The organism is Undibacterium sp. Di24W, assembly GCF_049340325.1.
In the GTDB taxonomy this organism is placed as follows: Bacteria; Pseudomonadota; Gammaproteobacteria; order Burkholderiales; family Burkholderiaceae_D; genus Undibacterium.
The window spans coordinates 199,152-212,402 of the sequence record NZ_JBMPOP010000006.1 but is presented as its reverse complement, the minus strand read 5'-3'; the positions used below and the strand labels follow the sequence as shown (position 1 = coordinate 212,402).

At 47.4% G+C, this 13,251-nt stretch carries 8 protein-coding genes; 5 read left to right on the top strand and 3 right to left on the bottom strand.

The features are described from left to right. Positions 1-43: 43 nt before the first annotated feature. Positions 44-1,387, bottom strand: coding sequence for an acyltransferase family protein (locus ACO0KZ_RS14465; protein ID WP_422996383.1), 1,344 nt, complete (start codon positions 1,385-1,387; stop codon positions 44-46). 302 nt (positions 1,388-1,689) lie between these two features. Between ACO0KZ_RS14465 and ACO0KZ_RS14460 the strand changes: the two genes are divergently transcribed. Together ACO0KZ_RS14460 and ACO0KZ_RS14455 are read left to right on the top strand one after the other, a co-directional pair. Beyond that, on the top strand, positions 1,690-5,628 hold the full coding sequence (locus ACO0KZ_RS14460; protein WP_422996381.1) for a DUF2339 domain-containing protein: 3,939 nt from the start codon (positions 1,690-1,692) through the stop codon (positions 5,626-5,628). Next, positions 5,621-7,123, top strand: a complete 1,503-nt coding sequence (locus ACO0KZ_RS14455) for a DUF3999 family protein (protein WP_422996379.1) — start codon at positions 5,621-5,623, stop codon at positions 7,121-7,123. The genes ACO0KZ_RS14460 and ACO0KZ_RS14455 overlap by 8 nt, the downstream gene beginning before the upstream one ends. A 35-nt stretch (positions 7,124-7,158) precedes the next feature. Here the strand turns inward: ACO0KZ_RS14455 and ACO0KZ_RS14450 are convergent, their stop codons facing one another. Beyond that, complete coding sequence (locus ACO0KZ_RS14450; protein WP_422996377.1) at positions 7,159-8,835, bottom strand: amidohydrolase; 1,677 nt, start codon at positions 8,833-8,835, stop codon at positions 7,159-7,161. 219 nt (positions 8,836-9,054) lie between these two features. Between ACO0KZ_RS14450 and ACO0KZ_RS14445 the strand changes: the two genes are divergently transcribed. Both ACO0KZ_RS14445 and ACO0KZ_RS14440 read left to right on the top strand, forming a co-directional pair. Then, the gene (locus tag ACO0KZ_RS14445) at positions 9,055-9,630 is read left to right on the top strand and encodes a YSC84-related protein (RefSeq protein ID WP_422996375.1); all 576 of its coding nucleotides are present in this window, start codon (positions 9,055-9,057) and stop codon (positions 9,628-9,630) included. Positions 9,631-9,789: 159 nt separating this feature from the next. Further along, the gene (locus ACO0KZ_RS14440; RefSeq protein ID WP_422996373.1) at positions 9,790-10,500 is read left to right on the top strand and encodes a hypothetical protein; all 711 of its coding nucleotides are present in this window, start codon (positions 9,790-9,792) and stop codon (positions 10,498-10,500) included. 20 nt (positions 10,501-10,520) lie between these two features. On the opposite strand, the gene ACO0KZ_RS14435 is transcribed toward ACO0KZ_RS14440, so the two are convergent. After that, positions 10,521-11,234 carry a transposase gene (locus ACO0KZ_RS14435; RefSeq protein ID WP_422996371.1) on the bottom strand — a complete coding sequence of 238 codons (714 nt, stop codon included), beginning with the start codon at positions 11,232-11,234 and terminating at the stop codon, positions 10,521-10,523. Between the two features lie 343 nt (positions 11,235-11,577). Here ACO0KZ_RS14435 and ACO0KZ_RS14430 point away from each other — a divergent pair, with 343 nt between their 5' ends. Continuing rightward, complete coding sequence (locus ACO0KZ_RS14430) at positions 11,578-13,119, top strand: DUF4214 domain-containing protein (protein WP_422996369.1); 1,542 nt, start codon at positions 11,578-11,580, stop codon at positions 13,117-13,119. Positions 13,120-13,251 lie beyond the last annotated feature (132 nt).

Genomic DNA, 13,251 nt, shown 5'->3' with positions numbered 1-13,251 from the left:
GGAAGCGCATAGTAAATTCCCTTCCATCGTCACGAACAATTCCCTACAATATCAATTTCAGAGCCAGCGGCACCAATAAAATATAGGCCAAACCCTTACGCAATTTTTGTCCAAATTGCTCTCTCTGATTCCTTTCCAAAGTACCTGATACAGCAAGCTGTTTAGTCAATTTCCATTTCAAGCCAAAGCAAACTCTCAAAATATTAATGCGTGCTACCACGTAGTAAATCAGACAGCTTGTAACACAGGTGAAAGTAATGACTAAAATTGGCTCTAACCATGCACCGACTGTGTAGGGTTTTAAGCAGTAGGCGGCAATCAAAATCAGACTTTGATGCACGACATAAACCGGCAATACAGCTTCACTCCAACGTTGCGAAAATTGCTGAAATTGTTCGCCAAAATACCTGGCATACCCAAGCGCTGCCATAATGCAAAAACCGCCGTACGACCTATAGACTATGGCTGATACCGGGTCTACCCACGGCCAGGCATTACGTTCAGGTACCAAGGCCAAAAAATTATACACACACAGCAATAGCACATAAAAAACGCCTGCCGCGATCAGATATCCTTTACGATTCTCAAACACGTGCTGCCAAAAAGAGCTGGTCGATGCCAGCGCATAACCGGCTAGCAGGAATAAGAATCCTGTGTTGTTGCGGTCGTCAAGATGAACAATATCTAAAACGACCAGAGCAGCAATCAACAACCCACTATAAGCCGCACCCTGCCAGCTCATTGCAAAGACATGCTTCATTCGATTTTCTACAGAAGCAATGGCAAGCGGAAACCTAAGGCTCAAGCTTTTCCAGAAAAAATGCACCACAATCAGCAATAAAGAAAATTTCCACAATTCACGCAAGTACCACAGATGATTCACATCCATATGCGGCAAAATGCCGCTTTTGTATTGAGCAAAGAGTGGATCCTTCAGATGCCAAAAAGCCTGGTAAAAATCCCAATAGCTCAAGTCCGAAGGCAGTTGTGCTTTGCCCGCCATTTCTATATACAACTGCGGCGGCACCACGACTAGCACGCCAAATAATAGTGGCAAGAGCAAACGCACACAACGCTGCTGCAAGCTGTGCCATGCGCCGTATTTATGCAAGGCATGACGCAATGCGACACCAGAAATTAGCCACAGCAAAGACATGCGCCAAGGATTGACCAGCAACATCCAGTTTGCCACCATTTCGCTTTGGTACTCACTCTTGTAATGAAAACCCCAACCACTGACATATAGCATGCCGGTATGGTAAAAAATCAGAATAAATAAAGCCACGATACGCAGCAATTCCAGATCATTACGGCGGTTTGATAGGTCATAACTGACAGTACTGAAGGTGTCGGTGACATTGCTCTTGCTACTGTTTTGAAGCTGCATTGTGATCGCCCTTTATCGTTGACTAAGATCTTATAAGAATGAATTTGAGAACCTAGGACGCATGGTACAAATATGTCATATTACAAGCTAGACATTTGTGGCGAACTGTTGATAGGCTGGGGTGAACCGGATTCATCCACGCTCATTCAATTTGAGAGAGGCACTGAGGCCATCCCGTATTCACTTAAATTAATCCAAGTCGATACAGGGTTCGTGACAGACTGTTTTTTTCTCTTGTAAAAAACTCAAATACTACTTACAGTTCTTTCATTGACTTTGAGTCATCTTTGAGAGGACAGGGTATGTGGTGGATAGGCGCATTGATTGGTTTGGCTTTGGGTTTAGGCGTCGGCGGCTCGGGCATGGCATTTATCTATACCGTGTGTGGCGCAATCTTTGGCCTAGTCGTGCAAATCAATTTGAGCATGCGCTTTGATACACTCAAAAAAACCAACCAGACCCTCCATGAACAAGCAGCAGCGGCACTCAATGAACTACGAAAAAAGATCTCAAGCCTTGAGCAAAAAATAAAGTCCTTAGAGGAGGAGTTACGTGCCTACCGCTCTTCCAGTAGTAACGATGAGGTACAAACAGCAGCCAACATCGTCACCGAAACTTCAACGCAAGCAGAGACTACCGTTAGAGTAACTACAACGACCACAACGCCAGTCGACACTCAAAATCAAAGCACCCAACTTCATAGCAATCAAGAACCAGAATTAAACAGTGTCATGCAAGCGGCAATTGCACGTGCCAAATCTGATCTCACCATCGGGGTAGAAACTGCGAACGACCTAAGCCTGGTTCCCCAAACGCCAGAGTTAGCGCTAGAACTAGTAAACGAACAAGCTGTAAGCAACGTTGCGGTGCCGACGCCGATCACTTTCAACACCATTGCCACGCCTACCATCGAAGCACCACCAGTCAAGCCAGTAGCAAGAAAATTAGCTCCGCCACCGAGCAAAACTTTCCGAGAAAGTTTGCCCCAGCCCATCGCTGATTTTATCTATGGTGGAAATATTCTGGTGAAAGTGGGCGTCCTCATTCTATTCCTTGGACTTGCTTTCTTACTACGCTACACGGCGGAACGTGTGACAGTACCGGTCGAATTGCGCTATGTTGGCGTGGCGCTGACGGGTCTTGTCTTGTTAGGATTAGGATGGAGATTACGTAACAAACGACGCGACTATGCGTTGAGTCTGCAAGGGATGGCGATCGGTGTGTTTTATCTCACCATATTGTCGGCGCTCAAAGTTCATGCCTTGATAGCACCCGAAATCGGCTTTGCTTTTTTATTCGCCATATCGGTACTGAGTGCTGCGCTGGCGGTCTTGCAAAGAGCACCGGCATTAGCGATTATCGCGGCCTTGGAGGGCTTTGCTGCGCCTATCTTGACGTCGACAGGCACGAATCGTCCTCTCGGTCTATTTACTTATCTGGCGATACTTGATGTCGGCATCTTCCTAGTTGCCTGGTTCAACGCTTGGCGCGTCCTGAATGTGATCGCTTTTGTTGGCACCTTTACTCTATCAATAGGCTGGGCTAACAAATTTTATGCTGATAGCGACTACGCTTTGGTACAGCCCTTCCTCATTTTCTTCTTCGTCCTATTTGCTCTAATCGGTGTGTTGTTTGCGCGCCGTACTTTATCGGAAGCGCGTCATACAGCCGACTTAGCCCAACAAGCTGGCAATCCACTTGCGGGCATAAAAATCGTTGGTCGAGTTGACAGCGCGCTGGTATTTGGCAACCCGATTACCGCTTTTGGTTTGCAATATTTATTAGTACAGCACACGGAATTCGGCGCTGCGTTTTCGGCGTTAGCGGTCGCATTCTTTTATTTGTTATTAGGCCGCCTCATCTTCTCCAAAGAAAAACAAGGTTTGGCATTATTAGCAGAAGCCTATGTCATCGTTGCAGCCATTTTTGCCACGCTCGCCATTCCCTTGGGCTTAGAAGGTACTTGGACTAGCGCCGCATGGGCAGTAGAGGGTGCGGGTATGTTTTGGTTGGGCACACGACAGGACCGACCTTATGCACGTGCATTTGCCTTTGTCGTTATCGCAGGAGCCACGATCAAATTACTTAATGCAATCAGTATCAATGCTTTACCTGAGCAAGCCTTGTTAGAGGGTTCCTTGCTCGGTCCAGTGTTATTGGGTTTGAGCGCCTTAAGTATGTGGGCAATGCATTTGCGTCGTTCGCAAGAAAACATAGCCCGCTGGGAATCGGCGGGTGCGGCTGGCCTGCCTTGGCTAGGCATTGCGGCGTTGACTCTTTTACCCTGGCTTTTGCTGCGCCCTACTTTTGCGGCAGCGACTTGCGCCGCGCTGGCACTGCTGGTCTCGGATCAAGGAATACGTCGTCAATTACCTGCATTACGGCCGATTGCAGCGACGATGCAAGCATTCTCCCTAATTAGTTTCATGATGACTTTGCATGTCAACGGCAATGCGGAGCAACAAAGCTTCTTACAAGATGGTTGGCGCGGCATGCTAGCAGCCGTGATCATCGCGACCTCTATACTCTTTAATGCAGGACGTCACATGCTGCGTCGCAAGCGCGAGTCAGAAATGCAAGGTATCCCGCCGTCATGGTCCGTATTCAATAGCGTGGCCTTAATCAGCGCCTTTAGCTTGCTGCATATCGCCATGCTCTTTGCATTGACTTTGCCACAAGCAGCGGCGATCTGGCCTTTGACCGCCAGCCTCATTTTGGCAGGCGCATTACATATGTCGCATGCACCTTTGGCGACCTTCGCGCTGATGATGCAAGCTTTCAGCGCACTGCTTTTCATTGCTCATCGCCATAGTTATGCGACTGCGCCGTTTATGAATCTAGGTTTCTTTGCTGCCTTATCTTTAGCAGTCTCGGGATGGTGGAGTGGTGATCAGATTCGTGTTGAAGCACAACGCTTTCTGGCGGTGTTGCGGGAGTTATCTGTATCAAACAAGCCGCAAAATGCCGACACGAATCTGAATGACAGTAACGCCAATTTCCGCGCTTGGCTAAATCCCTGGTGCAATCAGGCAGTAATGCTATGGTTGCCAGTACTGTGGGGCTTAGCGTGGTGGTTGATGGCCTGGCTAGCAGAAACCGCGTCTGCCTTCACGCAATGGCAATTACCCGCAGTCCTCCCTAATGCCGATATTGCGATAGGTATAGTCACCGCTGCGCTCTTATTGATATTGGCAAAATGGCGAGACTGGCGGCCTATGGGTCTATTAAGTGCAGTCAGTTTAGGTCTGTTTATCTACGCTGCCGATCTTGGCATGACAGGTAGCTTAGCCACCTTTTTACCTTCAAGTTCGTGGGGCATTCTTGCCTGGCCCTGTGCCTTTATCTGGCATTGGTTTGCTTTGAAACAGCAAGCGAAGTTTTATACTGCGCACCCGCGCCTTTTGGCATGGCTACACATACTAGGTCTGTGGTTAGCGTTGTTTATCATCTCCGCCGAATTGCGCGGACAATTTAGCATGTTAAGTGAGTCGACCTCGAGTTGGGTTTTATTGGCATGGATACTGGCACCGGCATTAACACTGTTTGGATTGGGAAGTCGATTCTTCGCGCAGCGCTGGCCGGTTTCACAATATCGCACCATATATTTGCAAGAAGCTTGCACGCCGATTGCACTCTATCTTTTGATCTGGTGCTGGATCAGCAATATATTGTCGGCTGGCAATGCATCACCCCTACCCTATCTGCCCGTACTCAACCCCTTAGAGCTGGCACAGTTCATCATACTGTTGAGTCTTTATGGATGGTGGCAGCACCTGCCAGAAGGCGCCAAAGTGAAACTACCAAAGCCACATGCATACGGTGTCTTGGCCATGACCAGCTTGGCTTTATTAACAGGGATAGTATTACGCTCGGTACACCACTTTGGCAGTATCCCATGGGACTTTGAAACGCTATTTGCATCGCGTCTGGCACAAGCCTCTGTGTCGATTGCCTGGGCACTGTGCGGCGTTGGCCTTATGTTATTTGGCAATCGCCGCGCTTCCCGCACCGTGTGGATTGCGGGTGTAGTCTTACTCGGCATCGTAGCCTTGAAATTATTTGCGATTGAACTGGCGGGTCGCGGTGATCTGTATCGGATGGTGTCTTTCATAGGGGTCGGTATTGCCTTCTTGGTGGTCGGCTATTTTGCACCAGTACCGGTTAAGTCGAAAGCCGCGCGTGAGACAGTGAACGAAGCTGCGGAGAACGTGACAGATAGCGGGAGAAACAATCATGCTTAAGCGTTCACTTCTTGTCAGCGCATGCACAGGTGTAGTGATGTTCGTTGGCGGTGCATGTGCACTGCCAGTCAACGACGATGTCATTATTGGACTTCCGACCAGCACCGAAAAATCCCTGCCGTATTACGCGGTACGGATACCAATGTCACTCTATCCGCGAAGTGCGAACAGCCAGTTATCCGACCTGAAGATACGAAATGCTAAAGGCGATTTCTTGAACTATGCCTGGCTAGACAGCGCAACAGAAATCTTAAAGATAGAAAGCCATACGCTGCCATTTTTTCCCGTACTAGCTAGATCAAAAGACGTTGGGAAAGACAAGGAAGTTATCGTACCCGACATCCTGCGTCAATCCGATGGCAGTTTAATCGGACAAAGCAAATTCACTCCAACAGGAAATGCAACCACTTCCGTCCGCTCATGGATTATTGATGCCACCAAGTTGAATCCAGCCGCTCGTTTAGTCCAAGCCAGAGTCTACATCGACAAAGATTTTCAAGGTATCGTACCCTTAAGAATTGATGCGAGTGAGGATTTTAAAAATTGGATTCACGTGGGTGGCGTCGAACAACTTGTACAACTACGGCATCAGGGCCAAGAAATACAAAAACTATCTTTAAATCTTGAACACTGTAAAGCAAAATATTTGCGTTTAAGTTTGCAAACAAGCGCACAGCAATCCCTAACTTTTCCACAGATTTTGGCCATCGATATAGATACTCAAGAACAAGAGCTGGTCCCGCCAAAGATGCAGTGGACAGCACCTTTCCAAGCATATCAATGTAATGCGAATTCTTGCGAATACCACGTGCCAAAAAACACGCCGATTGATAGTCTACGACTACATTTACAAGAACAAAATACGCTAGCTAAAGTACAAATTTTTGGCGAACTTCCAGCATCAACATCACAGAGTCTGGAACATCGCCATTTCCGCAATCCGCTATATGTACTGCGCCACCAAAAACAGATGGCAACATCCCCAACAACACAAGAGCTCTTTCTCGGCGATGTCAACGCTTATCGCTTGGAACTTCCTGCCGGAGAAATCAGCACCGAAGAGCTGTCTTTAGGCGGTTATAGTCTCAACAAAATCCGTTTGCAAATTCCTGCAGGCGTAAAAAGCTTAGGCACGCTAGCTCCCACCATTTCATTAGGGTCATTGAGTCGTAACCTGGCGTTTCTAGCGCGCGGCGATGCACCGTATCGCATAGAATTTTCAGCCAACGCAAAAGAAGGCACCGCCTTGGACCTCAATACACTGATGCCCAAAGTGAATCTGCCCGATACCGCATTAGCTTTTGCTGAAGTAAGCATGCCGACAGCTGCAGCGGAACCAAGTGCTGTCAGCAGTCCCATCAAAACACCAGCACCAGACAAATCTGAAGGTGCACAAAAACGATATTGGTTATGGGCCGCATTGATTGCAGCCTTAGCCGTACTAGGTGCGATGGTCTGGTCCCTATTGCGTAATATTGATAAAGAGAACAAGTGAATTAAATCTATGTTCATTGGAGGTACTGCCTGACTTCACTTACGTTGATACAAGAGCTTGCCTCCCACCATGGTTTTCTCAATTTTGACATCTTTAATTTGTTCGGGAGCGATTTTAAAAATATCCTGAGACAAAATCACAATGTCGGCCAATTTGCCGACGGTGACGCTACCTTTCACATGCTCTTGAAATTCAGCATAAGCAGAGCCCATGGTGTAGGCATGCACTACTTCAGCGACGGTTAATTTCTGTTCTGGACGCCAGCCTTGTGGAAACTGTCCATCAATCGTGGCACGCGTGACTGCGGCATGAATCGTACTCATAGGGTCGAGCGGCGCAACCGTCCAATCAGTGCCTATCGCCAACTTGACGCCATGATCGAGAAAACTACGAAAGGCATAGGTGCGGCTAGCGCGATCATGGCCTATGCGTTTATCGACAAAGCGACCATCATCAATCGCGTGATAGGGTTGCACTGAAGCGATCACACCAAGTGCCGCGAAACGCGCAAAATCTTTTTGCGCCAAATGCTGTGCGTGCTCGATACGAAAACGCCGGTCACGCGAACCGTTCTCCTTCACCACATCTTCAAACAAATCTAAAATCGCTGATACACCATCATCACCAATCGCATGAATACACAATTGCAATCCAGCTTTATCAGCTTTAATCATACGCTCGCGCATCCCTTCTATAGGTTGCATTTCGGCGGCAAGCAAACCTCGAGTGTGCGGCGCATCCAGATAAGCTTCATGAAAATACGCGGTGCTAGAGCCTAGTGAGCCATCCGAATAAGCCTTTAAAGCCCCCAAACGTAAATAGTCGGACCCGAATGCGCGTCGTATCCCAATTTTAATGATGTCCTCACCTTGCAAAAGCATAGGTGCAAGATACATACGAGAAGTTAACTCACCGCTTTCTGCTAAGATTGCATAGGCGGCAATATCGGCATACGGAGGATTCATGTCTTGCAAACTGGTCACACCCATCTGCGCCGCAAATTGCATACCAGACCGAATCGTGCGCAGCCGTTTTTCCGTGCTTGGCTCTGGCATGACTGCGAATACTTTATCCATCGCCGCATCTCTCAGCAAACCAGTGGGATTACCCTCTCGATCTCGCACGATTTCACCTCCGATTGGATCTGGCGTATTCCTATCTATGCCTGCCAATTTCAACACCAGAGAATTTGCTACTGCCATGTGACCATCGTAACGTGTCACGAATACGGGTCGCTCTGGCGTGACCGCATCAAGCATTTGTCGGGTCGGTAACTCAGGTGTGCTAAACGCCTGATCATCCCAATTGCCACCTATCAGCCATTCACCTTGCGGTAAGGTGGCGGAATGTGCAGCAATACGACGGACAAATTCTTGCGGAGAGCTTGCGTCTTTTAACGCGACTTCGGACAGCGAATTACCACCGTCAGCAAAATGAACATGCGCATCATTAAAACCTGGCAGCACGAGCTTGCTATGTGCGTCAATCAGTTTCGTTTGTTTGCCGCGCCAAAGTATCACTTGTTGATTAGTGCCGACCGCGACGATCTTGTCGCCCATTATCGCCAATGCTTGCGCTTGAGGTTGAGCGGGATCAACCGTCCATACTTTAGCGTTTTGTATGATCACGTCAGCCGCCGGCTTTTGAGCACTTGCATGCGTACTGCAAAAGAACGCCGCCATAAGAAGCAAGTTAAACGACATAATTTTCATATTAATTCCTAGACGAAGTCATTAGTTCTTACGTAGACCATTTGATTCTATGATGTGCTACTGTACGCCAGAGGAAGAAAACCTAAGCCCACTTATACCCCATTGGAAAAGTTTGCGCTAGGCCAGCACTCAACTGGTTCAAAAGACTTTGTTCACGTGCGTTATATTTGCACATTGTAGTTGTACTCTCTTTTTACTCACTATTCGAAAGCAAAAAAAATGATCCAAATTAGCTCAGTAAGTCGCCGTCTTTTCACTGGCATTTTAGCACTTGGTATTTTGGCTGGATGTGCGACCACGCAAGGAAATAACCCGGGCGAAAAACGGCAAGCCGTGCAAACAATGAGGGACAATGCCTTGGTTTCACTGTACAAAACCAAACCTGAAGCAAAAGCTAAAGTCGACGCTGCTTATGGTACTGCTGTGTTCAGCACGGCCAACGTCAATTTGTTGATCGCGAGTTTTAGCGGTGGCTATGGCATCGCTAAAGATCGTAATGGTAAGCAAACCTATATGCGTATGGCAGAAGCAGGCATCGGTCTTGGCGCAGGTGTCAAAGATGTGCGTACCATCTTTATCTTTCATTCGCAAAGCGCGTTCGAGCAATTTGTGAATTCTGGTTGGGAACTAGGCGCACATGCGGATGCGGCTGCCAAAGCAGGTGATAAAGGAGCTGCAGTTGGCGGCGAAGTTGCTGTTGCGGGCATGACCATTTATCAGATCACAGAGGCAGGCTTGGCACTTCAGGCGACAATCAAAGGCACCAAGTTCTACAAAGACGACGAGCTAAACTAATGTATCGGAGAATGACTTTGGGTGTGAAGATTCGATGGTTTCTGGCACCGGATTTACATTTGCTTACGTAATAGAAAAACCATATCACATAAAATCGCATTCTTCTTCCGATGATGTTGCAACATTATTTTTAGTTTTTACTTTTTGATTGACTATCCCATGAAAAAATCCGCAAACATGTCTTCTTTGTTATCTGCATTATTAGCGATCAGCTGCCTGATCGTGGTTGGCTGTAATAAAAAAACGCCTGACGCAACTGCAGTCGCCAGTGCTAGCGCTGTTGTCAATGCCCCAACTGCTGCTACACCTGCACCGAAAGCAAGCCAAGAACCGGCTGAAGAAACACCTGAGCAACAAGAAATGGCAAAGAAGAAAGCCTTGATGGACTATGCCAAGATGGAAGACCAATACATCAACGATAGTAAGGCGCAATGGGCACGTGATGCCAAAGCTAGTTCAACTTTCGGCGAGAAAGATGGCTCTGGCCCATCCTCATCGAATCTGGCAACGAATGCCAAAGGCCCTGTCGACGGTAAAGATTGGACGAATAATAATCAGGATATCGGTTTTGATTGGCTGGAATTAAGCTACGAAAAACCCGTAGCTGCAACCGAAGTACGCGTGGTATTTGAAGGTGGTGACGGCGTTGAAGCGATCAGTAAGATAGAACTGCAAAGCACGGATGGCAAATGGAATACTGTTTGGGAAGGTATCAGCGATCAGAAACGTGACAACCGTGGAAGTCGCACCTGGTACGTTCGTAGCTTTGAGAAAACCAACTACAAAGCTAAGGCGGTTAAAGTCACTTTGGCAAATAATTTAGAGCGTGGCTACAAGGTCATTGATGCGGTGCAGTTGGTGGGCGAATAAATAAATTTATCCAATTTTATTTATGATGCGTTTGAGGTAGCGACCACAGCTTTCTTCCGTGGTCGCCCACGCGATGCTGGCTCGACTCTGCGTTCAGTCAACTTCGCCATTTCTAACTTAAATTGTTCTGAGCCCAATACCCATGCCTTATTGGTGGCATCGTTAATTGCCTTGAGGTGGCTGGAAGACAGACCTTTTTCCAGCAAATCTCGATACGCTGCTTCGCGTTGAAAAGGCGTATTCCCTAAGCCCCAATACATCGCATGATCCGCCACCACAGGATCGACGCGGATACCCAAATGGTGCTGACAACTAGACCAAGGATAACTATTGGGTTCCGCGACTAAATGTTGACGCACCGCCATTTCTTCTATCATCACACAGCACGGCAGAAAATAGTGAGACGCTTCTAATACCGTCGCTTTAAATCTTCCCTGCCACAACAAACCGCTGCGTTTGTATTTGGCATTGAAATAGGGAACGTAATAGCGCCCCAACCATTGCATCATTTTGCCTAATCCTATTTCATCACATGGTGTCGCCAGCAAATGTAGGCGATCAGGCAAAATGGTATAGGCATGAATCTGGACGTTGAATTGTTTCGCCGCCGCTTTTAACCAATCAATGAAGACAACATAATCCGCCGAGTCGACAAAAATAATCTTGCTGTCGATACCAGCTTGGGTAATGTGATGTGCCTGATGGGGAATTACTAAACGGGGGAGTCTTGCCATGATCTGGATTAGCGTAGTGTAAATTTAATGGGGACATTGTAGAGGAAAGCTAGGATTCATAGTGACAACAAGGCAAACTGATTGAGAACGATTCCGCCCATCGCAAACCCATCACAATACTCCAAACGCAAGCGAAACTCGAAAACAGGTCGCCGAACTCGAATCACAACACGGCTTAACGTAAAAAAATTTTCAAAGTGGTATTTTTACTTGGCTTTTCTATTACAATGCCTATTTTCTTTGCCTTTAGTGCAACACATTTCACCAACTAGGTTGAAAGAAGCCTATTTGCATTGGGCCAAATCCACCGCCGATCCATCTGACTCATTAAGGAATATTCGCTATGCGTTCTACCCGTCATCCACTGCCAACACGATTAATAGTCTCTCTCCTAGGTGTATTTCTCGCTGCATGTGGTGGTGAATCAACGCACGATAGCGCTGCGCCGATATTTCAAGCGGCACCCATGGCGCCCGCACCAGCTATTACTTTTTCTGGTTCTCGCAATAACTATTTAATCACTCGGACCGCCACTGGATTTGAAGTGCGCGATTTATCCGGCAAGACAGCGAATGTTGCTGTGGCGATCGATGCCAGTTTGAAATTCTCAGATATGACAGTCAACCTGGCGATTGGCGAGCAGTCTAAAGTGCTCTCAGCCAACAATCTGCGCACGTTGATCGAACTCTATATCGCCTTCTTCAATCGCGTGCCAGATGCTGATGGTCTCGGCTATTGGATACAACAGATGAAAGCTGGCATGACGGTCGACCAACTAGCTAATAATTTTTATGCTGCAGCGGTACAGTATCCGACATTGACAGGCTATTCTGCGACCATGAGCAATGCCGAATTTGTAAAAATTATTTATAAAAATGTGTTGGGTCGTACTGGTAATACAGCGCCACCAGATGCCGATATCAATTTTTGGGCGGGAGAACTCAATTCTGGTAAAGCAAGCAAAGGTTCATTGGTCACGACCATGCTCAATGCGGCACATGGATTTGCTGGCGACGCAACTTGGGGCTGGGTACCGCAACTCCTAGACAATAAAATTGCGGTGGGTTCTTACTTTGCCATCGAGCAGGGTTTAGGTTACGCCGACCCCAACGACAGCATCAGTAAAGGCATTGCCATAGCTGCTATGGTAACTGCTAGCAATACGAGTAATGCCAAGACGCTGATAAACATCAAGGACAATAACTTCAGTTTGTTAGCGACAACGCCGACAGGCTCAGGTAAGGGCGATTCCAGAGATTGCTACAATAGCGACCTGTATAAACAAGGCGTTGTATACAAAATGGAAATGGCGTCTACCCTACGCGCAACTGGCACAACCGAATCATTTACAACGACTTATACTCCCAACGGGACCGTCAATTTCAAAGACAATACGGTGCAAGAAATTGTTATGGATTCCTTACAGTTAACGGGTCTCAGTGCTGGCGTAACTAGCCAATTAAAGTCCTATGTGGCAGTCAACAACAATGAGTACATCACCTACGGCTCTATCCTCACGGTAAAACTCAATACCACGACGAATTATGTAGTCACGACGGTTATGACGCCTCCGCAAAAATCGCCGTTTTCCTTGCCACTGAATCAAGCCTACGTACAAACGTATAGCAACACACAAGAAATCGCTGGCAAAACTATCAGTATGCCAAGCACCACTGAAAGCCTTACTTTCTTAGGAACCGAATCTGTCAGCGTACCAGCCGGCACATTCACTGCATGCAAAATGCAGCTAACCAATAATAGCAACGGTGCAAACACCACCAGCTACACCTGGTATATCGCCGATAGCAATCTACGCGGACTGCCCGCTAAAACAGAGGCCGAAGGCGTCACTACCGTAGCAACGAAACTCAGCATCACCCGCTAATTTCATACGGGATGCAATGACCAAGAGGGCACGCAATGCGTGCCCTCTTTTGTTTGCATCGGCACTGCTTGCGCATTCAGCCTCTCCGTTTAAAAGCAGAGCATTCATAAGAATTAACTTTGCTTAATCCTT

What these genes read in the sequence shown, in the direction of transcription:
- ACO0KZ_RS14465 (WP_422996383.1), bottom strand. Translation starts at nt 1,387, where the DNA reads ATGCAGCTTCAAAACAGTAGCAAGAGCAATGTCACCGACACCTTCAGT.
- ACO0KZ_RS14460 (WP_422996381.1), top strand. Translation starts at nt 1,690, where the DNA reads ATGTGGTGGATAGGCGCATTGATTGGTTTGGCTTTGGGTTTAGGCGTC.
- ACO0KZ_RS14455 (WP_422996379.1), top strand. Translation starts at nt 5,621, where the DNA reads ATGCTTAAGCGTTCACTTCTTGTCAGCGCATGCACAGGTGTAGTGATG.
- ACO0KZ_RS14450 (WP_422996377.1), bottom strand. Translation starts at nt 8,835, where the DNA reads ATGAAAATTATGTCGTTTAACTTGCTTCTTATGGCGGCGTTCTTTTGC.
- ACO0KZ_RS14445 (WP_422996375.1), top strand. Translation starts at nt 9,055, where the DNA reads ATGATCCAAATTAGCTCAGTAAGTCGCCGTCTTTTCACTGGCATTTTA.
- ACO0KZ_RS14440 (WP_422996373.1), top strand. Translation starts at nt 9,790, where the DNA reads ATGAAAAAATCCGCAAACATGTCTTCTTTGTTATCTGCATTATTAGCG.
- ACO0KZ_RS14435 (WP_422996371.1), bottom strand. Translation starts at nt 11,234, where the DNA reads ATGGCAAGACTCCCCCGTTTAGTAATTCCCCATCAGGCACATCACATT.
- ACO0KZ_RS14430 (WP_422996369.1), top strand. Translation starts at nt 11,578, where the DNA reads ATGCGTTCTACCCGTCATCCACTGCCAACACGATTAATAGTCTCTCTC.